General features: G+C 64.0%; 16 protein-coding genes and 2 tRNA genes. 12 read left to right on the plus strand and 6 right to left on the minus strand.

The genetic code is table 11. The features are described 5' to 3' along the window. Nucleotides 1–6: 6 nt before the first annotated feature. Both QYC26_RS01965 and QYC26_RS01970 read left to right on the plus strand, forming a co-directional pair. A complete protein-coding gene (locus QYC26_RS01965; RefSeq protein WP_317513729.1) occupies nt 7–1,980 on the plus strand; it encodes a TonB-dependent siderophore receptor in 1,974 nt (657 codons plus the stop codon). A gap of 86 nt (nt 1,981–2,066) precedes the next feature. Continuing rightward, nucleotides 2,067–2,909 (plus strand): MoxR family ATPase, encoded by an 843-nt coding sequence (locus QYC26_RS01970; protein ID WP_317513730.1) that lies wholly within the window; start codon nt 2,067–2,069, stop codon nt 2,907–2,909. Nucleotides 2,910–2,962: 53 nt separating this feature from the next. Here the strand turns inward: QYC26_RS01970 and QYC26_RS01975 are convergent, their stop codons facing one another. Next, nucleotides 2,963–4,327, minus strand: coding sequence for a DUF1214 domain-containing protein (locus QYC26_RS01975; protein WP_317513731.1), 1,365 nt, complete (start codon nt 4,325–4,327; stop codon nt 2,963–2,965). A 94-nt stretch (nt 4,328–4,421) separates the two neighbouring features. Then, a complete protein-coding gene (locus QYC26_RS01980) occupies nt 4,422–5,828 on the minus strand; it encodes a methyl-accepting chemotaxis protein (RefSeq protein ID WP_317513732.1) in 1,407 nt (468 codons plus the stop codon). Between the two features lie 107 nt (nt 5,829–5,935). Here QYC26_RS01980 and QYC26_RS01985 point away from each other — a divergent pair, with 107 nt between their 5' ends. Beyond that, nucleotides 5,936–7,117 (plus strand): vWA domain-containing protein, encoded by a 1,182-nt coding sequence (locus tag QYC26_RS01985; protein ID WP_317513733.1) that lies wholly within the window; start codon nt 5,936–5,938, stop codon nt 7,115–7,117. A 59-nt stretch (nt 7,118–7,176) separates the two neighbouring features. Here the strand turns inward: QYC26_RS01985 and QYC26_RS01990 are convergent, their stop codons facing one another. Beyond that, a complete protein-coding gene (locus QYC26_RS01990; protein ID WP_317514976.1) occupies nt 7,177–8,271 on the minus strand; it encodes an anhydro-N-acetylmuramic acid kinase in 1,095 nt (364 codons plus the stop codon). Between the two features lie 41 nt (nt 8,272–8,312). Between QYC26_RS01990 and tyrS the strand changes: the two genes are divergently transcribed. The 4 genes from tyrS (at nt 8,313) to QYC26_RS02010 (ending at nt 13,003) form a co-directional block, all read left to right on the plus strand. Beyond that, nucleotides 8,313–9,536: a tyrosine--tRNA ligase gene (gene tyrS / locus QYC26_RS01995; protein ID WP_317513734.1), complete on the plus strand. Its 1,224-nt coding sequence runs from the start codon at nt 8,313–8,315 to the stop codon at nt 9,534–9,536. A gap of 24 nt (nt 9,537–9,560) precedes the next feature. Beyond that, the gene (locus tag QYC26_RS02000; protein ID WP_317513735.1) at nt 9,561–10,757 is read left to right on the plus strand and encodes an NAD(P)/FAD-dependent oxidoreductase; all 1,197 of its coding nucleotides are present in this window, start codon (nt 9,561–9,563) and stop codon (nt 10,755–10,757) included. A gap of 84 nt (nt 10,758–10,841) precedes the next feature. After that, the gene (locus QYC26_RS02005; protein WP_317513736.1) at nt 10,842–12,548 is read left to right on the plus strand and encodes a DEAD/DEAH box helicase; all 1,707 of its coding nucleotides are present in this window, start codon (nt 10,842–10,844) and stop codon (nt 12,546–12,548) included. Beyond that, nucleotides 12,548–13,003 carry a YaiI/YqxD family protein gene (locus tag QYC26_RS02010; RefSeq protein WP_317513737.1) on the plus strand — a complete coding sequence of 152 codons (456 nt, stop codon included), beginning with the start codon at nt 12,548–12,550 and terminating at the stop codon, nt 13,001–13,003. The genes QYC26_RS02005 and QYC26_RS02010 overlap by 1 nt, the downstream gene beginning before the upstream one ends. Here QYC26_RS02010 and recG read toward each other — a convergent pair. Beyond that, entirely contained in the window at nt 12,995–15,055 is a 2,061-nt protein-coding gene (gene recG, locus QYC26_RS02015; protein ID WP_317513738.1) for an ATP-dependent DNA helicase RecG, read from the minus strand. The genes QYC26_RS02010 and recG overlap by 9 nt on opposite strands. A 75-nt stretch (nt 15,056–15,130) precedes the next feature. On the opposite strand from recG, the gene QYC26_RS02020 reads away from it, so the two are divergent. Beyond that, nucleotides 15,131–15,397: a succinate dehydrogenase assembly factor 2 gene (locus QYC26_RS02020; RefSeq protein ID WP_317513739.1), complete on the plus strand. Its 267-nt coding sequence runs from the start codon at nt 15,131–15,133 to the stop codon at nt 15,395–15,397. Beyond that, on the plus strand, nt 15,394–18,852 hold the full coding sequence (mfd, locus tag QYC26_RS02025; RefSeq protein ID WP_317513740.1) for a transcription-repair coupling factor: 3,459 nt from the start codon (nt 15,394–15,396) through the stop codon (nt 18,850–18,852). Before QYC26_RS02020 ends, mfd begins: the two co-directional genes overlap by 4 nt. A gap of 21 nt (nt 18,853–18,873) precedes the next feature. On the opposite strand, the gene QYC26_RS02030 is transcribed toward mfd, so the two are convergent. Then, entirely contained in the window at nt 18,874–20,928 is a 2,055-nt protein-coding gene (locus tag QYC26_RS02030) for a GGDEF domain-containing phosphodiesterase (protein WP_317513741.1), read from the minus strand. Nucleotides 20,929–21,186: 258 nt separating this feature from the next. Here QYC26_RS02030 and QYC26_RS02035 point away from each other — a divergent pair, with 258 nt between their 5' ends. From QYC26_RS02035 to QYC26_RS02045, 3 genes are all read left to right on the plus strand, one after another. Then, nucleotides 21,187–21,966, plus strand: a complete 780-nt coding sequence (locus QYC26_RS02035) for an NAD kinase (protein ID WP_317514977.1) — start codon at nt 21,187–21,189, stop codon at nt 21,964–21,966. Nucleotides 21,967–22,096: 130 nt separating this feature from the next. Beyond that, nucleotides 22,097–22,171 (plus strand) — tRNA-Asn (locus QYC26_RS02040). Between the two features lie 40 nt (nt 22,172–22,211). Beyond that, a tRNA-Asn gene (locus QYC26_RS02045) sits at nt 22,212–22,286 on the plus strand. 92 nt (nt 22,287–22,378) lie between these two features. Here QYC26_RS02045 and QYC26_RS02050 read toward each other — a convergent pair. After that, a complete protein-coding gene (locus QYC26_RS02050; RefSeq protein WP_317513742.1) occupies nt 22,379–23,311 on the minus strand; it encodes a 1-phosphofructokinase family hexose kinase in 933 nt (310 codons plus the stop codon). Nucleotides 23,312–23,523: the final 212 nt, after the last annotated feature.

A 23,523-nucleotide genomic window follows, 5' to 3' on the forward strand; every position in this document is an offset into this window, starting at 1 on the left:
CAGCACATGCCGACACGCCTTGCGCCTCTGGCCTGCGCGCTCGGCATGCTCGCGCTCCCCGGCGCGTCTCACGCCCAGCTCCTTTCCTCCGCTGCCACCGACACAGTTGTTCCCGGCACCGTTCCATGTGATCCTGCACCATCCGACACTGCCCCCTGTCCGGCACCGGGGCTCGTGGAAATTCCGCTGCTCGATCCGGCCGAGGCCGAACGCCTCTTCCCCTCGGCGCGCCCCCTCAGCCTACAGGAAAGCCTGCGCTACGCGGCCAGCGCCACGCTCGACGCCTATGGGCTCGATCCGCGCGGCGATTACGGCTTTGTCCGTGGGCTGGAAGCGCCGGTCGTCCAGGACGGGCTCACTCGCCCCTTCGGCATCCGCAACGGCTCGCGCCCCGAATATTTCACGCTCGACCGCCTTGAGCTTCTGCGCGGCCCGGCCGCCACGCTGCGCGCCAGCGGGGCGGGGGCCGGCATGGTCGACATCGCTACCAAGCGCCCCGAGTTCATCTCTTCGGTCGAAGCCTATGCCGCCACCGGCAGCTATCAGCGCCGCGAAGCCGGCATTGATCTGACCGGCCCGGTCGCGGGCGACGCACTCGCGGGCCGGATCATCGCGCTCCGTCGCAAGACTGCCGCGCAAAGCGATTATGTCGGGGACAGTCGCACGCTCGTCAACGCCGCGCTCGACTGGCGCCCCGATGCCGATACCAGCCTGCTCCTCGCAGCCCAGTTCCAGCGCGACGAGAGCGGCTGGGCGGGGCTTTTTCTCCCCAATATCGCACGCCCGGCCGATATCGCCGCCAATGACGCACCCTTTCTCGCCTATCGCCAGAGCAGCACCTGGCTCTCGGCGCGCTTTGCGCATCAGCTTTCCGCCAATGTCGAGGTTCGCCAGAGCCTGCGCGTCGAATGGCTCACCACCCGTGCCCCGCGCGATCTCGATCAGCATGGCGATAAATTATCCACGCCATGTGCCGGGCTGACACCGGGGCAACCGCTGCAGTGTAGCCCCGCCGCCGCCCGCCAGCCCGCGCGCCTGCGCCTGTTCGGCAGCGACACGCAGCTGACGGCGGACCTCGCCAGCGGCCCGTTCCTGCACCGGATCACCGCAGGCGTGGATTATGCCAGTCTGCACGACAATAATGATCGCCCCGATCGCCTGACCCGCAGCCAGCAGAAAACGGGCTTTTACGCGCAATTTGAAACCCGGCTCGAAGATGCCATCTCGCTGGCGCTGGGCGCACGCCATGACCGGGCGGAGCAGCGTACGGACATGGGCTGGCGCACCCATTCGGCCACCAGCGGCCATGTCACGCTGACCGGCGATCTCGGCCATGGCCTCCTTCCTTATGCCAGCTATTCGGAAAGCTTCCTGCCGATCGCGGGCGTCGATGCCGACGGTCAGAGCCTCGCGCCCCAGCGCGCACGCGTAATCGAAACCGGCCTGCGCTGGCGTCCACATGCACGCACGCATATCGGGCTCGCGCTGTACGACATGGTCGATCGCAACCGGCTGATCGCCGATTTCACCGCCCCGTGGTTCGTGCATCAGGCTGGTCGCGTGAAAAGCCACGGGGTGGAGATAGAGGCCTCGCAGCGCATCGGTTCGCTCGAACTCGTCGCCTCGTTCAACCATGCCCGCGCGCGCGAAACCGAAACCGGCCTGCGCCCGGTCGCCGTACCGCGCCAGACCGCCACGCTCTGGGCGAACAACGATATCGCGCTCAGCGATACGCTTGTCCTGCGGCTCGGCGCCGGCGCGCGCTATATCACGGAGGGCTATGATCGCGCGGCCGGGCTCGGCGATCCCGAATATCTCATCGCCGATGCGCTGATCCTGCTCGAAAGCGAGCAATGGTCCTTCACGCTCAACGCCGCCAATCTCTTCAACCAGCGCGGCTATACAAGCTGCCTTGGCCGCGGCGAATGTTTCGACGGGCTTCCGCGCACCATAAGTGCTGCGATCGCGGTGCGTTTCTAGGCCGCGCGCACCGGGCTTGCGCCTTGCCCTCGCCCCGCCCAGCCCTTATCGCTTTCCTCGAACGTCAGGCAGAGGACAGGCACGATATGCGTTTCAGCGGAACCGAAAACTATGTCGCAACCGATGATCTGAAGGTTGCGGTGAATGCCGCGGTCACGCTGCGCCGTCCGTTGCTGGTGAAGGGCGAACCTGGCACGGGCAAGACCGTGCTCGCACAGGAAATCGCCAAGGCGGCGAATGCCCCGCTCATCGAATGGAACGTCAAGTCCACCACGCGCGCGCAGCAAGGCCTTTATGAATATGACGCGGTCGCCCGCCTGCGCGATGGCCAGCTCGGCGACGAGCGCGTGCACGACATCGCCAATTATATCCGCAAGGGCAAGCTGTGGGAGGCGTTCACTGCGCCCCAGCTCCCCGTGCTGCTGATCGACGAGATCGACAAGGCCGATATCGAATTCCCGAACGATCTTCTCCAGGAACTCGATCGCATGGAATTCCATGTCTACGAGACGAAGGAAACGGTGAAGGCCAAGGAACGCCCGATCGTCGTCATCACCTCGAATAACGAAAAGGAATTGCCCGACGCCTTCCTGCGCCGCTGCTTCTTCCACTATATTAAATTCCCCGATCGCGACACGATGCAGGCGATCGTCGACGTCCACTTCCCCGGCATCCAGAAGATCCTCGTGCAAAAGGCGATGGACATCTTCTACGAGGTTCGCGAAGTCCCCGGCCTCAAGAAAAAGCCCTCGACCAGCGAGTTGCTTGACTGGCTGAAGCTGCTGTTGGCCGAAGACATGCCGCTCGACGTGCTCCAATCGCGCGATCCCACCAAGGCAATCCCCCCGCTCCACGGCGCGCTGCTCAAGAACGAGCAGGACGTGATGCTCTTCGAACGCCTCGCCTTCATGGCCCGCCGCCAGCGCTGACGGGCTGCAAGGGCCGGACCTGCCACCTCAGCGGCGTCCGGCCCTCTCCCCCATCAGGGCGCGGCCATCCGCCGCGCATGGCTCGCCGCACGCGCCGTTCGCTGCGCCTCGCGCTCGGCCGTGGTCACATAGCGCGTATCCGCCGGCAGCGCGGCCTTCAGGTCCTTCAGCTTCACCAGCCGAACGTCGCGCACCGCGCGCGTGGCATCCGCGCCCGTCGGCAGCCCTTGCCAGCGCACCGCGTAAATACCCGCCCCATACCCCTCCGGGTCGAGCCAGTTGACCACACCCGGGTCTGCGATGGCGATGACATAGCTGATCGTCCCGTCTGCGTTTTTGTGCGCCTGCACGTTGTTGAGGCTGCTCGTACGGGCGGCATATTCATAGGCGACACCCCAAGGATCGGTCACCTGTACGCCCAGCGACGTCGCCCCCAGCGGATCAAGCGTCATGATCAGCGCCTCGTCATCCGCCAGCCGGAAATGGCCGCTTGCCGATAGCCCGCGCCCGCCCGGCCGGTGGCGCGGCGGGGTAAGCTCGTTCGCCGGCTTCGAGAAGATGAAGCGATTATCGTAATCGACCCAATAGGGCCCGATCTTCGCGAGCAGATCCGCCGCCTGCTGCGCCAGCACGCTTTCGGTTGGTGGCGGTGGCGCAACCGGCCCGCCCACCCGCTTTATATCGAGCGCAATCACATTCTGGCTGCCCCAGTCGGTGAACAGGTCGCGCACGATCATCAGGAAATGCCCCTTGGTCGGCGTCTGGATGTGATTGGGCCGCGTACCAGCGGGTTCGCTGTCCACGGAGATCACAAAGCTGCCATCGGCCGCAATTTGCATCTGGTCGCTGCGCAGCGCACCCAGAAAGGCGCCCCCTTCGGCCGTGATCGGGGTTGTCCCGGGGATCGCATCCATCAGCACGAAATGCTGCTCCACCGGCCCCGGCGCGGCAATCCGCCCCCGGATCTCGTAGCGCGAAGCCCCGTCGATCGGAATGTTGCGATAGACATTGTCGGGATTATCGATGCCGTAACCCGAACGCGGCACATCTATGCCGGACCAGCTATGCGGCGCATTGACCACCCAGAGCGGCACTGGCCGCGCCGCATCATCGTTCACGACATATTGGATCGCGGCGAGCGTGATCGAATCCACCGCGCGGCGGATTGTCGCCGCGCCCGCTGGCGTCTTGCCTTGCGCATCATTGCGGTAAAGCGCTTCCAACCGGGCCATTTCAGCCCGAACCGGCGCACTTGCCAGCAAATTCAGCGCAAGTTTTTCCTTCCCGATCTGGCCCTCAGTTCCAAGCGCGCCTGGCTGCTCGGTGCCGTGTGCCGCTGGCGCTTCCTTCGCCAGCCCCGTTACCGGCCATGCCAACACCATGGCACCGCATAATGCCCAGACATTCGATCGACGCATCCTGATCTCCTTCTCTCGGGCAAGCAGTCTGCGCCGCCTGTCCCGGGCTGCAGTCTTGCAGCAAGCGCCCGAAAGACAAGCCGGATTTCGTGCCTCAATCGATATAGGCCAGCTCGAAATTACCCCAGCGACGGCCATTAAAGAACAGCGGCACGAACACGCTCTTCACCGCGCGGTAACGCCCCTGCCCCATGTCCTGGCGATAGGTGGTAACCATGAAATCGCCCGCAAAGGCGATCGCGCGCGCCGTCGCATCATCCATGAAGATCCGCCGGTTGCGGCAGTTCACGGCGTTCCAGACGGGATCGCCTGGCCGCTGCGGGTGAGATTTGTCCGAAATATGCGTCGGCAGATAAGCGTTCACATCGGTGCACGCCACGCCCAGCACCCGCTCATGCCGCACGGTGAAGCGGTCAAGGATCGGGCGCACCTCGGCATCGGCAAAGCAATTGAAGCGCGTAGTGAACTGTTCGGGATCACTGCCCTGCACCGGCTGATACTGGGCATCGAACAGGTCGAAGGGCGACAATCTCTCCTCCACGAGCGCCGCTTCCACCAGATCACGCACCGCCCCCGCGCCGTCCAGCGCGATCTCGATAAAGGGCCGGTCGTCGATCTCCACTCCGCTATGCGCCAGCTTGTCGAGCATCATGTTCGATTGCAGCTCAAGCCGCCCCAGCCGATCGCGCACGCTTTGCAACTGCCCCCCATTCTCGCGCGCATCGGCGGTGAACAGCGTCAGCCCTTCCTGCACCTGTGCCACGCTGTCATGGATCATGCCGGTCGCCCGTGCGATCCCGTCGGTCTGCGCATCCACCTGCCCGACAATCTCGGTCACCGCGCGCACCGTCTCGTCGATCGTCGCAAAGCTCCGTTGCGCCGCGTGGCTCTTTTCCACGCCCTGTCCGATCTCGGCCATCACCGTGCCCGCCTCGCGGCTGAGCGACGCCATGGTCGCGCCGATCTCGTCAGTCGCCTCGCGCGTCTCCTGCGCCAGCTTCTTCACCTCTTCGGCCACCACTGCAAAAGTCCGCCCGGCATCGCCCGCCCGTTCAGCCTCAATCGCAGCATTAAGCGCCAACATTTTGGTTTTACGGGCAATAGCATCGATCCCGGCGGATACGCGCTGCACCTGCGCCATCGCCGCAGCAAAGCTCGTCATATGCGCGCCCAGCCGCCCAACCAGATCGGTCAGCCCCGCGCAATCCTCGATCGAGGCGCGCACCGTCTCGCCACCATTTACAAGCTGCTGGCGCGCCTGATCGGACAGCATCCGCGCTTCGTCGGTCGAATCCGCCACCCGACGCTGGTCCGCGCTCAGCGATGCCGTCACTGCCTCCAGTGCTTCCAGCATCCCCAACTGGCGCGAGATCCGGGCGCTTACCCCGGCCACATAGCCCGACGCATCGCTGCATTCGACGGCCAGTTGGCCGCAATCCTGCGCCACCGCGTTGATCAGTTGCGCATCCGCATCGCTCGTCACCGCAATATTCGTGGCCATCCGCCCCTCGCACCCCATCTGGATAAACGGTCTAGCTGCAATTATTTTAGACGTGGTTAACCGCGTCCGGGATTGCGGGCGGGCGGCAAGATGCTAGTTTCCGGCGCATGTTCTTCTCCTTTCTCGATGCGCTGCGCCAGGCCGGCATTCCCGCTTCCCTCAAGGAACATCTCGTCCTGCTCGATGCGCTCCAGCGCGATGTGATCGAGCAACGGCCCGAGGAATTCTATTATCTCGCCCGCGCCACGCTGGTGAAGGACGAAGCGATGCTCGATCGTTTCGATCAGGTTTTCGCAAAAGTTTTCAAGGGCATTGAAAGCGACCTTTCAACCAGCACCGCTGAAATTCCCGAAGAGTGGCTGCGCAAGGTGGCCGAACTTTATCTCACGCCCGAACAGATGGCCGAGATCGAAAAGCTCGGTTCGTGGGAAGAGATCATGGAGACGCTGAAAAAGCGGCTTGAGGAACAACAGGGTCGCCATCAGGGCGGCAACAAGTGGATCGGCACCGGCGGCACCTCGCCCTTCGGCGCCTATGGCTATAATCCCGAGGGCATCCGTATCGGCCAAGCCGAAGGGCGCCACGGCCGCGCGATCAAGGTGTGGGACAAGCGGGAATTCAAGAATCTCGACACCACCCGCGAACTCGGCACGCGCAACATCAAGGTGGCGCTCCGGCGGCTGCGCCGTTTCGCGCGGCAGGGTGCGGCCACCGAACTCGATATCGACGGAACGATCGACGGTACAGCGCGGCAGGGCTGGCTCGACATCCATATGCGCCCCGAACGGCACAATGCGGTGAAGCTGCTCCTCTTCCTCGATATCGGCGGATCGATGGATCCCCATATCCGGCTGTGCGAGGAACTGTTTTCCGCCGCGACCACCGAGTTCAAGCACCTCGAATTCTTCTATTTCCACAACTGCGTCTACGAAGGCGTGTGGAAAGACAATGCCCGCCGCTTCACCGAGCGGACGCCCACCTGGGAAGTGCTCCACAAATATGGGCACGACTATAAGCTTGTCTTCGTCGGCGACGCCGCGATGAGCCCCTATGAGATCACCCATCCCGGCGGCTCGGTCGAACATTTCAACGAGGAAGCGGGCGCGGTCTGGATGCAGCGGATGACCGATGTCTATCCCGCCGCCGTTTGGCTAAACCCCACGCCCGAACAGCATTGGGGCTATTCGCAGTCCACCCGCATGATGCGCGAACTCATGCGCGATCGCATGTATCCGCTGACACTCGAAGGACTTGATAACGCAATGAAAGAATTAACCAGAAAATACTGATACTATTTGATTTTGATTGAAAATCATATGCAACACATTTGCAATGTCATGTCGCTTTCTCAGCCCTTTCGGGCACGGTGCAGCGTCCCGCCGGTCATCGGCGCGGGCGCACCGGTTGTCCCCGGAAAGCTGATCGGCAGGCCTTTCAGCGACCGGACGGCCATATAGGCAAAGCCCTCGGCCTCCACCGCGTCGCCATTCCAGCCCATGCCGTCGACCGCCTCGACCGGGCAGCCACACGCCTCGGCCAGCATCGCCATCATCGTACGGTTATGGCGCCCGCCACCCGCCACCATGATCCGCTCGGGCCGCTCGGGCAGATGGTCTAGCGCGCGCGCCACCGCCTGTGCAGTGAACGCGGTCAGTGTCGCGGCGCCGTCGGCCAAGTCCAGCCCCTCTACGGCTGCGATGCTGAACGCCTCACGGTCGATCGATTTGGGCGCAGGCAGCCCGAACCACGGATCGGCCAACATTCCCGCCAGCACCGCCGCGTCCACTTTGCCCCGCGCCGCGGTTCCGCCATCCTCGTCAAAGCCGACGCCGCCATGCGCCTGCATCCAATTGTCGATCAGCCCGCTCGCCATCCCGGTGTCGAAGGCGATGAGCGTGTCGTCGCTGCCGACAAAGGTGATGTTCGCTACCCCGCCCAGATTGAGCACCGCCAGCGGATGCCGCAGCCCGGCGGTCAGCGCGCGGTGATAGACGGGAAGCAGCGGCGCCCCCTGCCCGCCGGCACTCACATCGTCGATGCGCAGGTCGCCCACCACATCGATCCCGCTTGCGCTCGCCAGCCCGGCCCAGTCGCCAATCTGCCAGGTCCAGCCGCGCTCGGGCCGGTGCGCCACGGTATGTCCGTGAAATCCGATGATATCGACGTCTTCGGCCGCCATGCCCAGTTGCGTAAGCAGGCCTTGTACCGCATCGGCATGCAGCGCGGTCAGTTCGCGCTCGACCGCGCCGATCAGCGGGTCTTCGCCCGGTCCCTCCATCGCCATCGCCTTGAGGCAGGCCGCCGCCAGCCGTTCGCGAAAGCCGGGGTCATAGGCGACGCCATGAAACCCCATCGGCTCGGTGCGCCCTTCCCCATCGGTCCGGATCATCGCCGCGTCGATCCCGTCACGCGATGTGCCCGACATCAATCCAATGGCAACCATGCTACCCAATCGCATCACTCCGTGCTAAGCGCCGCCGCGCTATGACCCAATATAAGTCCGATCTCCTGAACCTCCTCGATAGCCGAGGCTATATCCACCAGACAACCGATGCCGAAGCGCTCGACGCACTGGCCGTGAAGGAAATCGTGCCGGGTTATATCGGCTTCGATCCGACGGCGCCTTCGCTCCATGTCGGGTCGCTCGTCCAGATCATGATGCTGCGCCGCCTCCAGCAGGCCGGCCACAAGCCGCTCGTCCTGATGGGTGGCGGCACCGGCAAGATCGGTGATCCGAGCTTCAAGGACGAAGCCCGCAAGCTGATGACCGACGAAGTGATCCAGTCCAACGTCGCGTCGATCAAGCGCGTCTTCGAAAATTTCCTCACCTTTGGCGACGGCCCGACCGACGCCGTGATGCTCGACAATGCCGAATGGCTCGACAAGCTCGAATACATCCCGTTCCTGCGTGAAATCGGCCAGCACTTCTCGGTCAACCGCATGCTCAGCTTCGATTCCGTCAAGCTGCGCCTCGACCGCGAACAGTCGCTGTCGTTCCTCGAATTCAACTACATGATCCTGCAGGCCTATGACTTCCGCGAACTGTCGGAACGCTATGCCTGCCGCCTCCAGATGGGCGGATCGGATCAGTGGGGCAATATCGTCAACGGCATCGAACTCACTCGCCGCAAGGACGGCACGCAGGTGTTCGGGCTGACCACCCCGCTCATCACCACCGCCGATGGCGGCAAGATGGGCAAGACGATGGCGGGCGCCGTCTGGCTTAATGCCGACATGCTCAGCCCCTATGATTACTGGCAGTTCTGGCGGAACACGCAGGACGCCGATGTTGGCCGCTTCCTGCGCCTGTTCACCGATGTTCCGCTCGACGAGATCGCCGAGCTCGAAAAGGCAGAGGGCGCGGCGATCAACGACGTGAAAAAGCGCCTGGCCGACGAAGCCACCGCGCTCTGCCACGGTCGCGAAGCCGCCGAGGCGGCCGCCGAAACCGCGCGCAAGACGTTCGAACTGGGCGTTGCCGGCGGCGAACTGCCGACGCTCGCCGTCGGCCCCGACGGCATCGGCATCCTTCAGGCGAACGTCCAACTGGGCTTTGCCGCGTCGAATGGCGAGGTGAAGCGCAAGGTTCAGGAAGGCGCGATCCGCGTGAATGACGAAAAGGTCTCGGACATCCAGCATATCGTGAAAGCTGGCGACAAGGTGAGCTTCGGCGCCAAGAAGCATGGGCTGATCGTCGCGGAAGCCTGATCGGCTCCCGCCCGGTACCACATCATGCGTCAGGACGAGCCTTTCGACGCCATCATCCTGGGCGCGGGCGCGGCCGGGCTGATGGCCGCCCGCACCGCTGGCCTTCTGGGCCAGCGCGTGCTGGTGCTCGACCATGCCGATCGACCGGGCAAGAAAATCCTGATTTCGGGCGGCGGGCGGTGCAATTTCACCAATATCCACACCGCCCCCGATCGCTTCCTTTCGGCCAACCCCCATTTCGTCAAATCGGCGCTGGGGCGCTATCAGCCGCAGGATTTCATCGATCTCGTCGAACGCTACGGCATCTCTTGGCACGAAAAGACGCTGGGCCAGCTCTTCTGCGACGGCTCCTCACGCCAGATCGTCGACATGCTGCTCGACGAATGTGCACAGGGGCAGGTCGATATACGCTGCGATCACCGCATCGTCGCGGTCGACAGGCCCGATGGTCGGTTCCGCGTCTCCACCCAGCATGGTGCCTTCATCGCCCCGGCACTGGTGATCGCCACCGGCGGCCCGTCCATTCCCAAAATGGGCGCCACCGGCTTTGGTTATGATCTCGCGCGGCAGTTCAACCTCAAGGTCATCGAACCCCGCCCCGCGCTCGTCCCGCTCACGCTGTCGGGCGATGACATGATGTTTCGTGGCCTTTCGGGCATCGCGGTCGACAGCGTCGCCGCCCACGGCAAGACACGCTTTCGCGAAGCCTCGCTCTTCACGCACAAGGGTCTGTCGGGCCCCGCCATCCTCCAGATCTCATCCTATTGGCGTCCCGGCGAAGCAATCACGATCAACCTGCTGCCCGACAGCGATGCCGCCGCCGCACTGGTCGAGGCCAAGCGCCAGCGCCCCAAACTCCACATCCACAGCCTGCTCGGCGAATGGCTGCCCGATCGCCTTGTCGATCTTCTCCGCGCGCCCTTGGGCCTCAGCGGCGAACTCGCCAATATCGCCGACAAGGCGCTCATTGCCGCGGGCAACCGTCTCAATGGCTGGCGCTTCACGCCCAATGGTTCGGAAGGCTTCGCCAAGGCCGAAGTCACCGTCGGCGGAGTCGACACGTCCGGGCTTTCCTCGCGCACCATGGAAGCGCGCAGCATCCCCGGCCTCTATTTCATAGGGGAGGCGGTCGACGTCACCGGCTGGCTCGGCGGCTATAATTTCCAATGGGCCTGGGCCAGCGGCAATGCCACCGGCGAAGCGATTGCGCAGCAGCAGTAGCTATCTGTTCAAAGCAGTGATATAGGGCCGCGCTTCCGCCGGATTCGCGATCGCGCGTTCCGCCGCCCATAAATTGGAATTCAGATGCCCTTTTCTTCGCTGCCCGCCGCCATTGGCGAGGCGCTGGTCGAGCGCGGTTATGCTGCGCCTACCGACGTTCAGTCCGCAATCATCACGCAGGAAACCCAGGGTCGGGATCTGCTCGTCTCGGCACAGACCGGCTCGGGCAAGACCGTGGCCTTCGGCCTTGCGATGGCGTCGGATCTGCTCGGCGATCAGGGCAAGCTCCCCTTCGCGGTATCGCCGCTGGCGCTGATCGTCGCGCCCACCCGCGAACTGGCGATGCAGGTGCAGCGCGAACTCACTTGGCTTTATGCCAAGACCGGGGCGCGCGTGGCATCGTGCGTGGGCGGCATGAACATCCGGCAGGAACAGCGTGCGCTTCAGGGCGGCGCGCATATCGTCGTCGGCACCCCCGGCCGTCTGCGCGACCATCTCGAACGCGGCAGCCTGGTCACCAGCAACATCAAGGTCGTCGTGCTCGACGAAGCCGACGAAATGCTCGACATGGGCTTCCGTGAGGAAATCGAAGAAATCCTCGACGTCACGCCCGAAGGCCGCCGTACGCTGCTCTTCTCGGCCACGCTGCCCAAGCCAATCGCCAATCTCGCCAAGACCTATCAGCGCGACGCGCTGCGCATCCAGACGATCTCGGCCGGCCAGAGCCATGCCGATATCGACTATCGCGCCATCGCCGTATCGCCCGCCGATATCGAAAACTCGGTCGTCAACGTGCTGCGCTTCTATGAGGCCGATGGCGCGATGGTTTTCTGCGCCACGCGCGAAAACGTCCGCCGCCTTCAGGCGCGCCTTGTCGAACGCGGTTTCGCCGCCGTCGCGCTGTCGGGCGAACTGAGCCAGAACGAACGCAACCACGCGCTTCAGGCGCTGCGCGATCGCCGCGCCCGCGTCTGCGTCGCAACCGACGTCGCTGCACGCGGCATCGATCTTCCCAATCTCGGCCTTGTGGTTCACGCCGAACTGCCGGTCGACGCCGAAACGCTCCAGCACCGCTCGGGCCGCACCGGCCGTGCGGGCCGCAAGGGCACCTGCGTCATGATCGTTCCCTATCAGCGCCGCCGCCGCGCCGAAGGGCTGATGCGCGCCGCAACCGTCAAGGCCGAGTGGGTCGACGCCCCCAGCGCCGAAGACATCCGCGCCCGCGATCAGGAACGCCTGCTCGAAACGATCGTTCCGAGCGAACCGAGCGAAGACGATCTGGTCGTCGCAAAGCAGCTTCTCGAACGCCACAGCGCCGAGGAAATCGCAGCAGCGCTCGTCCGCGCGCATCGCCGCGACCTGCCCGAGCCCGAAGATCTGCTTGGCAACGGCCCCGACGAACGCCGCGACGGCAAGCGCGACGGGTTCGACGACACTGTATGGTTCCGTATGAACATCGGTCGCAACGACCGCGCCGATCCGCGCTGGATCCTGCCGCTCATCTGCCGCCGCGGGCACATCACCAAGAACGAAATCGGCGCGATCCGCATTGGCGATCGGGAAACCTTCTTCCAAATTCCCCGCCCGATGGCCGATCGTTTCGCCATGGCCGTCGCCAAGACCGCGACCGAGGATGACGATGTTCTGATCGAGGCCTCGTCGGAAGGCCCCGTCCCCACGCGCGGTGGTGGCCGCCGTCGTCCCAATGGCCCGCCGCCGGCGCACAAGCGGCACAATGCGCGCCCCTACAACAACGCCAACAAAGGCGGCAAACGGCCCGGCCGCCGCTGATGATCCTGGTTGATGGCGACGCCTGCCCGGTAAAGGAAGAAGCCTACCGGGTAGCGCGTCGCTACAACCTGCCGGTCCGCGTCGTCACGAACAGCTTTCTGCGCGTGCCACAGGAAGCATTGATCGAACGCATTCTGGTCGATTCGGGCTTTGACGCCGCCGACAACTGGATCGCCGAACGCGCCGATCCCTCCACAATCGTCATCACCGCCGATATTCTGCTGGCTGATCGGTGCGTCAAGGCTGGCGCCACCGTGCTCGGCCCCAATGGCCGTGCCTTCGACACGCAATCGATCGGCAGCGCGGTTGCCACCCGGGCCCTTATGGAAGATCTGCGCGCCATGGACGCGGTTCGCGGCGGCCCGCCGCCCTTCAGCAAGGCGGATCGTTCGAATTTCCTGTCGGCATTGGATCAGGCTGCCAATCGCCTGATCCGATCGCGCCCCTCAGCCTGATCGCAGCAGTTCGACGCCGGAATCGCGTTCGAAGAGATAGAGGGCTGTTCGAGCCGCCTGCCCGCGCTCGCCCAGCAGTCCGCCATCCCGGTCGACGAGCAAACGTGCATCATCCGTCGCCATCGGCAGGAATTGCTGCAGTTGTTCGGGGCTGGCGAGCCTGAAACGCGCCTCGCCCGATTGGCGTGTGCCGAGGATTTCGCCTGCACCGCGCAAACGCAGATCCTCTTCGGCAACCAGAAACCCGTCATTGGTTTCGCGCATGAGGGCAAGCCGCGCCCGCGCGGTCTCGCTGAGCGCCCGCCCACGCAACAACACACAGACCGAACGCCCGCTTCCACGCCCAACCCGTCCGCGCAACTGGTGCAACTGCGCCAGGCCAAAGCGCTCCGCCCCCTCGATGATGATGAGCGTCGCGTTGGGAACATCCACCCCCACCTCGATCACGGTGGTTGCCACCAGCAACTGCGTATCGGCACGCTGAAAGGCCGCCATCACGGCATCTTTCTCGGGCCCCTTCATCCGGCCATGGACAAGGCCGACCTTGTCTCCGAACCGGGCACGCAGCAGTTCGGCCCGTGCCTCGGCCGCCGCCTGATCGCTTTTCTCACTTTCCTCGACAAGCGGGCACACCCAGTAGGCCTGCCCGCCCGATGCGATGTGACGCGCCACGCCGTCCACCACCTCGTCCAGCCGCTCGTCCGAAATCACCCGGGTTTCGATCGGCTGGCGTCCCGGCGGCATCTCATCGAGCCGGCTGACGTCCATCTCGCCATAATGGGTCAAGGTCAGCGTGCGCGGGATCGGGGTTGCCGTCATCACCAGCAAATGCGGCGGGCGAACACCCTTTTGGGACAGCATCAACCGCTGCGCCACGCCGAAGCGGTGCTGCTCGTCGACCACGGCAAGCCCCAGATTACGGTAATTCACACCCTGCTGGAAAATCGCATGGGTGCCGATCAGGATATCGATCGAACCATCGGCCAGGCCCATCAACGTTGCTTCGCGGGCCTTGCCCTTGTCACGCCCCGTCAGGATCGCGACGGACACGGGAAGCCCGGTCAATTGGCGCGAGATATTCTCATAATGCTGGCGCGCGAGAATTTCGGTCGGTGCCAGCAACGCGCCCTGCGTCCCCGCCTCCACGGCTGCCAGCAGGGACATGAGCGCGACCAGCGTCTTGCCTGAACCGACATCACCCTGCAGCAGACGAAGCATCGGCTGTTCCTGCTGCATATCGCCCTCAATCTCCGCGATCGTGCGGCGTTGCGCTCCAGTCGGCGCATAGGGCAGTTTCAGCGCGTCGCGCAGCCGTCCGTCACCATGGAGCGGCACGCCCCGGCGTTTGCGGGTGGAGGCGCGCACCAGCATCAGTGCGAGCTGGTTGGCATATACCTCGTCATAAGCCAGCCGTGCCCGCGCCAACTGGTCCGCAGGATCGGCATGGACCCGCGCCAAGGCCTCGCGCCATTTGGGCCAGCCATATTTCTCGACCACGCTCGGTTCGACCCATTCGGGCAGATTGGGCGCACGCTCCAGCGCCTGTTCGGCCAGATTGGCGAGCCGTTTTCCGCTCATTCCCTCGGACAGCGGATAGATCGGCTCGCGCTCGGGCAGCTTGGACCCCTCATCGAGCGGCAGAACATGGTCGGGATGAACCATCTGCAATTCCTGACCATAGCTTTCAAGCTTGCCGGATACGATCCGCGCCTCGCCCAGCGGCAGCAGCTTGCGCGCCCAGCCCGGATTATTGCCGAAATAGACAAGGCTCACGTGGTTACCATGTTCGTCTTCGGCCGCCACGCGAAACGGGCTGCGCGGGCCGCCGGAACGATATTCGACGGGGGTGAGCTGGATCGTCACCACGCGCCCGGCATCGGCCATGCGCAGTTCATCGACTCGCACCCGGTCGACGAAACCGCTGGGCAGATGGAAGGCCACATCGACCACGCGCGCGAGGCCCAGCCGCTCCAGCGGGCGCGCAAGCGCGGGTCCAATGCCCTTGAGCACGGTAATTTCAGCGAAGAGCGGATTGAGAATATCGGGTCGCATAGCTATCTGGGCATCGCTTATAGCCAAGCGCGCTCGCTCCGCCAGCGTCGGCATCTGAATTCTATTGGGATTATCATGGACCGCGAAACCCGCCTCAAACGTCTCAGTTTCCGCGCCTGGCACCGCGGCACCAAGGAAGCCGACCTGCTGATCGGCGGCTTTTTCGACACCTATTCGAAAAGCTGGACGATCGAACAGATCGACTGGTTCGAAACGCTGCTCGGTGAAGAGGATGTCGAGATCATGGCATGGGCCATCGGCACCATGCCGGTTCCCGAGCAATATCAGGGCCCGATGATGGATGCCCTGCACAAGCTGGATTACATTCCGGTGGCCCGTTGAGCGTCATCGAAAAGATACTGAAGGCCGAACGCCCGCTTACCCTGGCGGGCGCCCCGGCAGGTTTTCTTCCCTGGCTGGCCGCCGATCTGGCGCGCGCCGCCAAGGAACGCGCGGTTTTCATCGCATCCGACGATGTGGCGATGCGCAGCATCGCCGAAACCGCGCATTATTTCGCGCCCGAGCTTGAGGTGCTGTCCTACCCGGCGTGGGACTGCCTTCCCTATGACCGTGCCTCTCCGTCGCTGCGCTCCACCTCCGAACGGTTGGCAACGCTCCATGCGCTGCAAAAGAAGCCGAGCGGTCCGCAGCTTCTCGTCACCACCGTCAATGCGGCCACCCAGCGCACGCTGACGCCCTTTCGCATCCGCCAGATGGTCGCGCGGCTTGCACCGGGCGAACGGATCGACCGCGACAAGCTGGCCGCGTTGCTCCAGTTCAACGGCTATGTCCGCACCGACACCGTTGCCGACGCCGGCGAATTTGCCGTGCGCGGCGGTCTGCTCGATCTTTTCCCGTCGGGCGAGGAACAGGCGCTTCGGCTCGATTTTTTCGGCGACGAGATCGAAAGCGTCCGCCGGTTCGACCCGGCGGATCAGCGCACCACCGGGCGGATCGACGGCTTTACCCTCCTGCCCGCATCCGAAGCGCTACTCGATGAAGAAAGCATCAAGCGTTTCCGCAGCCGTTACCGGGAAATTTTCGGCGCCACCGCGACGGGCGATCCGCTCTATCAGGCGGTATCCGACGGTCGCAGGCTGGCTGGCATGGAACACTGGCTGCCGCTGTTCGAAGAGCGCCTGTCGACATTGTTCGATCATATCGGTGACGCCGTCATCCTGCGCGATTCGGGCAGCATAGGCGCCGTCGAGGCGCGGCTGGAAGCGATTGCCGACTATCACAGCAACCGTGAGCGCGCGAAGACGAGCGATCCGGGAAGCTATCGTCCGCTCAAGCCTGAGAGCCTCTATCTAGATCAGACCGAATGGTCCGGTCTTGTCGAGGATCGTCGCGCTCACCTGACGACGCCCTTTCACGAGCCGGAAAGTGCGGCCGTTATCGACTTTCAGGTGGATGGCCCGCGCGATTTTGCGCCCGAGCGCGCGCAAAATGCGAATATATATGAAGCCGTAGCCGCCCATGCACGCACGCTCCAGCGCGCCGGCAAGAAGCTGGTGCTTGCCAGCTATTCAAACGGCGCCCGCGAACGCCTGATTGGCCTGCTCGCCGATCATGGCATGAAGGGCGTCACGCCCGCCGATAGCTGGCAGGAAGCGCTTGGCGTCGCAACCTCGGGCGTGGCGGTCACCGTCCTGCCGCTGGACCACGGCTTCACCGGCCCCGAAGTGGCGCTGTTGACCGAGCAGGACATGCTGGGCGACCGGCTTGTTCGCCGCGCCAAGCGCAAGAAAAGCGCCGATGCGTTCCTGCAGGAACTGGCAACGCTCAGCCCCGGCGACCTTGTCGTTCACATGGAGCACGGTATCGGGCGCTATGAAGGCCTGACATCGATCCCCGTCGGCAAGAGCCCCCACGACTGCGTCTGGCTGAGCTATGCGGGCGGCGACAAGCTGTTCGTGCCCGTCGAGAATATCGACGTCCTTTCCCGCTACGGCGCGGACGGCGAAAACGCGACGCTCGACAAGCTGGGTGGCGAAGCGTGGCAGCGTCGCAAGGCGCGGATGAAGGAACGCATCCGCGAAATCGCGGGTGAGTTGATTGCCACCGCCGCCGAGCGTGCACTGCGCCCCGCCGAGGTCGCCGAGCCCGATCCGGGCGGCTACCCTGCCTTTGTCGATCGCTTTCCCTATCAGGAAACCGACGATCAGGACCGCGCAATCGCTGATGTGATCGAGGATCTGGGCGCCGGGCGGCCGATGGACCGCCTCGTCGTCGGCGATGTCGGCTTTGGCAAGACCGAGGTTGCGCTGCGCGCCGCCTTTGTCGCCGCAATGGCCGGAATGCAGGTGGCGATCATCTGCCCGACGACATTGCTTGCGCGCCAGCATCACATGAATTTCGCCCAGCGCTTTCAGGGCTTCCCGCTGAAGATCGGCCGTCTTTCGCGCATGGTTTCGGCAGGCGAGACCAAGGCCGTGAAGGAAGGGCTGGCCGATGGAACGATCGATGTCGTCGTCGGTACCCATGCCATTCTGGCCAAGGGCATCGAATTCAAGCGACTGGGCCTTGTCATCGTTGACGAGGAACAACGGTTCGGCGTGACGCACAAGGAGCGGCTAAAGGCGCTCAAGACCGATGTGCACATGCTGACGCTGACCGCGACGCCCATTCCACGCACGCTTCAGATGGCGATGTCTGGCCTGCGCGAGCTTTCGGTTATCCAGACCCCGCCGGTCGACCGTCTCGCGGTGCGCACCTATGTGATGCCCTGGGATCCGGTGGTGCTGCGCGAGGCGCTGCTGCGCGAGCATTATCGCGGCGGGCAGAGCTTCTTCGTCACCCCGCGCATTTCCGACCTTCCCGATATCGAGACCTTCCTGCGCGAGGAGGTGCCCGAGATCAAATATGTCGTGGCACACGGCCAGATGGCGCCCGGCATGATCGAAGAACGCATGTCGGCCTTTTACGACAAACATTATGACGTGCTGGTTTCGACCACGATCGTCGAAAGCGGGCTCGACATTCCGAGCGCGAACACGCTGATCATCAACCGCGCCGATCGCTTCGGCCTTGCTCAGCTCTATCAGCTGCGCGGGCGTGTGGGCCGATCGAAGACCCGCGCCTATGCCTATTTCACCACGGCATCCGAGCGACTGATGACCGAGGCGGCCGAAAAGCGCCTGAAGGTGCTCTCCGATCTCGACAGCCTTGGCGCGGGCTTCCAGCTCGCCAGCCATGATCTCGATATTCGTGGCGCCGGCAATTTGCTGGGCGACGAGCAGTCGGGGCATATCAAGGAAGTCGGCTTCGAGCTTTACCAGTCGATGCTCGAGGACGCGATCCTCGAAGCGAAGGCGGGCGGCGCCGGGCTTGAGCGGCGACAGGAGGCGTTCTCGCCGCAGATCACCGTTGATGCCCCGATCATGATCCCGGACGATTATGTGCCGGATCTCGACCTGCGCATGGCGCTGTATCGCCGGATGAACGAACTGGAAGACAAGCAGGGGATCGAGGCCTTTGCAGCCGAACTGATCGACCGGTTCGGCAAGCTGCCCGATGCCACCGAAAATCTTCTGGCGCTGATCGAGATCAAGCTGAACGCCAAGAAAGCATCGATTGCCAAGATCGACGTTGGCCCGCGCGGTGCGCTGGTCAGTTTCTTCAACGACAACTTCCCCAATCTTCCGGGGCTGCTTTCCTATGTCGAGCGGCTGAACGGCGTGGCGAAGCTGCGGCCGGACAGCAAGCTGGTGATCAACCGCGCCTGGGGCGATCCCAAGGCACGGCTGCATGGGGCGCTGCAACTGTCGAAGGGATTGGCGAAAGCGGCCCGCTGAACGACGCGAACCGGGCCGGTATCAGCCGGCCTGGTTGCGTTCGATCAGATCGACCAGTTCGGCTGCGGCAATCGGCTCCGAGCACAGAAAGCCCTGATAATAGTTGCAGCCTTCGCGCGCGAGCAGGGCAAGCTGCTCCTCGCGCTCCACCCCTTCCGCGATCACCGAAAGGCCGAGCGAGCGAGCCATTTCGATGACGCCGCGCACCACGATCCTATCACGCGCGGAACCCGCAATGTCCTCGGCCAATTTCTTGTCGATCTTGAGGTAATCGAGCGGAAGCGCCTTGAGATAGGCGAGGCTGGAATAGCCGGTGCCGAAATCGTCTATCGCCACACGGCAGCCGGCCTGACGTAGCGTAGTGAGCACGCCTGCGGCATGGCCCAGATCCTCGATCAGTCCGCTTTCGGTGATCTCGACCGTCAGGCGGTTGCGCGGGAAGCCGCTGCGATCGACACGCGTCAGAAACGCGTCGACAAAGTCTTCCCCCGCAATGTCGGCGGCGGTCACATTGACGGAAAGCCGAATATCGCGAAGCGCGGGCGGCCATGCCGCTGCCATGGTGACGGCACGTTGCTGCACATGGGACGAAAGCCGGACCAGAAGCCCGGCCCGCTCGGCGGCAGCAAACAGCGTTTCCGCACCCAATTCGCCAAAAACCGGGTGATGCCAGCGCGCAAGCGCCTCGACACCCACGATATGGCCGGTGGTGATCTGCACCTGAGGCTGGAAAAGGATACGAATTTCGTCGCGCTCGAGCGCGCGTGGCAGATCGATCTCCAGCCGGGTATGCCAGTCGACCGCAGCCACGGCCTTGAGATCGAGATCGCGCAGAACGCCGTCATCGCCTGCCCTGCCGTCCCCCAGCAGCGCGAGCGCGCGAGACAAGAGCATTGCCGGTTCGGCCGTGGCATCGAGCGCGGTGACGAGCCCGACACGGCCAGCAAGCGGGATGACATGCTCACCCGAGACAAAGGGGCGCGACATCGAACGCGCGAGTTCTTCACCAATCAGGCGCGCGCGCGCATTGGCGAAATCGCCGATCAGCCCGATGACGAAATCCGCGCCCGCAAGGCGCCCGACAAAGACCCGCTCTTCCGCCACGCCGCGCGCGGCGCTTTCGATCCGCCGCGCAACCGAACGGAGCAGCGCGTCACCCGCCGCACGCCCAAAGGCGGCGTTGACCATATCGAACCGGCTGACCGAGACGAGAAGCAGGGTGAGCGCCTCTCCGCCGCCGAGATGTTCGCCCAGCCAACGGTGCGCGGCCGAGCCATCGCTAAGCCCGGTCAGGGGATCATGCTCGGTGGCGAGCGCCTCAACCTCCGGCACCCCGCGCAAGGGCGCGATCCGGCCGGAAACACCACCGGCGGCGCCCATTGCATAGAGGTGATGGGAAACGGCTTCCCCCTCGCCGCCCGGCATATCATGCGCGAAGGTGGTGTTGACCGCGCCATCGCGAATGCGGCGGATCGCACCGCGTGCAGCGGCCCGGTCATCGCGGTCGAGCAACCGGTAAAAACGGGTAAGCGACGGAAAGCGCGCGGATTCGAGCCCCAGCCTTTGGCGTAACGGGGTTTCGAGATGAAGCCCGGTATCCCGATCGAAATGCCAGCCAAGTTCCCCGCGCAGATTTTCCTGCCCGAGGCGGTAGCGCCGCGCAGCCAGGATACGGTCGCTATGGCGCTGCGCCATCGCCAGCGCATGGATGAGAACACGGTCTTCAAGCGGATCGACGAGGAAATGGGTGGCGCCGGCGGCAAAGACGAGGTCGAGTGCGCCCATATCGGCGGGTGCCAACAGCATGACGAGCGCGCAGCCATGTTTCTCGACCGAGGCAGCAAGCGTGCGCGCAAGCGACAGGCCGTGGCGAAAATCGCCGCGCGCATCGACGAGCGCCAGCGTGGCGCCGCTCGCGATGAAGCGCCGTGTCAGGCCATCAGCGCCGCAATCCTCAATCACCCGCCATCCGGCCCGCGCCATGGCAGAAGCCAAAAGACCACCCTGCCCTGAGCCGAGCAGATAGACAGGCGCAGCATTCGGTGATGCCAGCGTTTCAGCCTGCATCTTCAACATCCCCCGTTACCCCCGGCACAACGACCCTGGCGCGGATTCGTAACCTTTCCGCTCTAAGCCATTGCAGGCTGCCATGCCATGCCTTCTGTAAGTCCCTGCATCGAAAGGCTGTTCGTAAACCAATTTCCATGACAGGAGCATGATCATGGACAGCCGATTTGGCGCCAAGTTAAAAGGAGTGGATATGCCGCAGGGGGCACGGATGGATGAAACCGAACTGATCATGGCATCGCACGGCATGGGAAGCCGCCGGTGAACATGATCGGAGAACCAACGCGCGGACTTGTCGCCTCGCCCACCGAGGCGGCGCAGGAAGCCGCACAATTGCTGCGCGACATGTATCACAACTGGGTGGAGCCCGAACGCGCCGACATGCTAGTGGTGCTGGGCGGCGACGGGTTCATGCTCCAGACGCTCCACGCGATGCTGGAACGACGGCGGATCGTTCCGGTGTTCGGGATGAACCTTGGCACCGTCGGCTTTCTGATGAACGAGTGGCGCCCCGATTATCTGGACGACCGCATTGCGCGCACCAAGGCATTCAGCGTTGCACCGCTGCGCATGGATGCCGAGACGATCGACGGCGAGAAATTTTCGCTCCCCGCGATCAACGAGGTCTCGCTACTCCGCGAAACGCGCCAGACCGCGAAGATCGAGGTCCATGTAAACAACCATGTCGTGCTGCCCGAACTGGTGTGCGACGGCGTGCTTGTCGCCACCCCCGCCGGGTCGACCGCGTATAATTTCTCGGCGCAAGGGCCCATCCTGCCGCTGGGATCGTCGATGCTGGCGCTGACCCCGATCAGCCCCTTCCGCCCGCGGCGCTGGCGCGGTGCGATCCTGCCCGACCGGACACGCTTCAGCCTGCGCGTGCTGGATGCCGCCAAGCGCCCGGTAAGCGCGGTGGCCGATCAGCGCGAAGTGCGCGACGTTGCGAAGGTGGATATCGCCATCGACACCCATGCCACGCTGACGCTGTTGTTCGACCCCGAACATGCCCTGGATGATCGCATCGCCATGGAGCAGTTCGTTATCTGAACACCGCAAAAATCAGCCATTTTCGGTGGGTTTCACGACAATCGCAAAAAAGATGGGAACTATCTTGTTCCAAGGCTTGCCGAATCGTGGAACCCGCTGTTATAGGCGCGCCTCCACACGGAGAGATCATTCCCCGGTAGCTCAGCGGTAGAGCATCCGACTGTTAATCGGACGGCCGCCTGTTCGAATCAGGCCCGGGGAGCCATCTCGATGTTTGGACATAGAACGCTTTTTGCGAAGCATGTTCCCCGGTAGCTCAGCGGTAGAGCATCCGACTGTTAATCGGACGGCCGCCTGTTCGAATCAGGCCCGGGGAGCCATGCTGCAACACCTCTTCCTCGACATCATCATGATCTGAGACGCGGTTCGTGGCGCGTCGCAAAGACGTGCGCGCATGGCAGCACGGCGCCCCTCAGAGTGCCGGAACCTCCCCATAAATGCGTTCGACATCGGCCGGCAGGCAAAGCCCCGTGCCCGGCGTCAACACCGTGGCCGTGCCAGCCGCGACACCACGCCGAAAGGCATCGGTGATCGGCAGCCCTTGCGCGAGCGCGAGCGTCATGGCGCCGACGAAACTGTCCCCTGCCCCGACAGCACTACGCGCCTCGACCGGAATGGCGGGGAGCCGGTAAACACCGGCCTCACCCACGAGGATCGCGCCTTCATGGCCCATCGTGACCGCGACATGGCGGGCCTGACCGCGACCGACGATGTCCTGCGCGGCAGCGACAATCTCTTCCGGATCGCCAAGCACGCGCCCGAGATGTTGTTCCAATTCCCCCTGGCTGGGCTTGACAAGGAAGAGCCCGCCCGCCTCCAGCGTTGCCGACAGCGCCGCCCCGGAGGTGTCGAGGACGATCCGGGACGCGGATTGCGGATCCCGCCCGGCCATGAGCCGGACATAGAAATCGCCCGGCACACCGCGCGGCAGCGAGCCGCTGAAAACAAGGTAATCGGCGTTGATCTTCGCAAAGGCGACAAGTGCCTGCTGCCATTCCGCCTCGGAGACGAGCGGCCCTTCGGGCACGAAGCGATATTCGCGACCAGTGGCATGTTCGAACACGGCATGGCTGATACGGGTGTGATCGGCGATATCGATGCGGCTGCGGGCGATGCCGTCACGATCGAGCAGGTTGTCGAGCACGCCGCCCGTGGCGCCGCCGGCGAGATAATGCGCGCGGACATTGCCGCCGAGACGCTGGACAACCCGTGCAACATTGATCCCGCCGCCACCGGGATCATAGCGATTGGCCGTGGTGCGGACCTTGTGCGTGTGGCGAACGCTTTGCGCTTCGCAGGAGCCGTCGATGGCGGGATTGAGGGTAAACGTGGCGATGGACTGCATCCGCGCCACTCTAGAGCCGGGAGGTCGGCTGGCAAGGCGGATGGAGACGCCCGAACGGCACCATGACGACGATGAAGGCGACATGAGAACGCCTTCGGTGTCCGGCCGTCTCCGAAAAATTTTATCGAGACACGTCAGACAGTTGAATGAATTTCATGCGGTAATTTTGTTGGAAACTGTCCCACGGACGCAAAAGGCCCGCCCCTGTGTGC

The sequence above is a fragment of the Sphingomonas sp. C3-2 genome (genome assembly GCF_033025475.1).
GTDB lineage: Bacteria > Pseudomonadota > Alphaproteobacteria > Sphingomonadales > Sphingomonadaceae > Sphingobium_A.